Raw genomic sequence first — 819 nt, 5'->3', positions numbered from 1 at the left:
GGCCTGGTTGAAGACGATATTCTCAACATGGCAGATGAGTGTAAAGAAGCAGGCATCGGCTTATTCTAACAACAATGCTTGCCCTGCATTCCAACTAACGTATTCCATCTGAAACATTCACCGCTCACATCCTGCATTGTGCAACAGGCAACTCCTCAGAGCTTAGGCTACGGCGATGGCCTGTAGCGCATCGCGGAGCTGCCCGGTGATCGGCGAAGGCTTGTTGGTCTCGCGATCAACAAATACGTGTGTCATCGCTCCGTACGCACAAGCTTGCTCTTGCCCCTCCTTGAACAAGGCTACGCCGTAATCCACCGAGCTATTGCCAATGCGATCTACACGTAGTGCGCCCACTAAGGACTCGGGAAAGGCGATACTTTGCTGATAAACACAATTCGAATTAACGATAAAACCGATCTGCGCGCCATTCTGAATATCCAGTCCACCTTTGTCGATAAGATAGGTATTCACCACGCTATCAAAATACGAGTAATACACCACATTGTTCACATGGCCATACACATCGTTATCCATCCAGCGGGTCTGAACATTCTGAAAATGTCGGAATGTATTTTTAAAAACTGGCTGTTTCGCCATTACGCTATTCCTTTAAGCAATTAAGCAATACCCTTAAACGATCCCTTTGAAGGCCGCCTGATAGATCGCAAGCGCGTCATCGCGCGTTACTTCCTTCGGGTTATTCTGAAGCAAACGAGTCTGAAGCATCGCATCGTCCGCTAAAATTCCAAGATAAGACTCTTCGATTCCCATCTCTGCCAAACTGGTCGGCAACCCGAGATCTTTAACCAAGTCTTCAAT

2 protein-coding genes are annotated in these 819 nt (G+C 47.6%); both read right to left on the bottom strand.

Features of this window, described 5'->3' with window-relative positions:
* Positions 1 to 162: 162 nt before the first annotated feature.
* The gene (locus tag A3750_RS22370; protein WP_068458388.1) at positions 163 to 597 is read right to left on the bottom strand and encodes a thioesterase family protein; all 435 of its coding nucleotides are present in this window, start codon (positions 595 to 597) and stop codon (positions 163 to 165) included.
* A 33-nt stretch (positions 598 to 630) separates the two neighbouring features.
* Positions 631 to 819 (bottom strand): iron-containing alcohol dehydrogenase (locus A3750_RS22365; protein ID WP_156498843.1); only part of this gene is annotated, 189 nt, incomplete at its 5' end.

Source organism: Oleiphilus sp. HI0079, from assembly GCF_001635105.1.
The sequence above is the reverse complement of the archived record's forward strand: the minus strand, read 5'-3'. Positions and strand labels throughout refer to the sequence as shown.

Bases quoted from the DNA above. Each gene is read 5' to 3' on its own strand.
- A3750_RS22370 (WP_068458388.1), bottom strand. From the start codon at position 597: ATGGCGAAACAGCCAGTTTTTAAAAATACATTCCGACATTTTCAGAAT.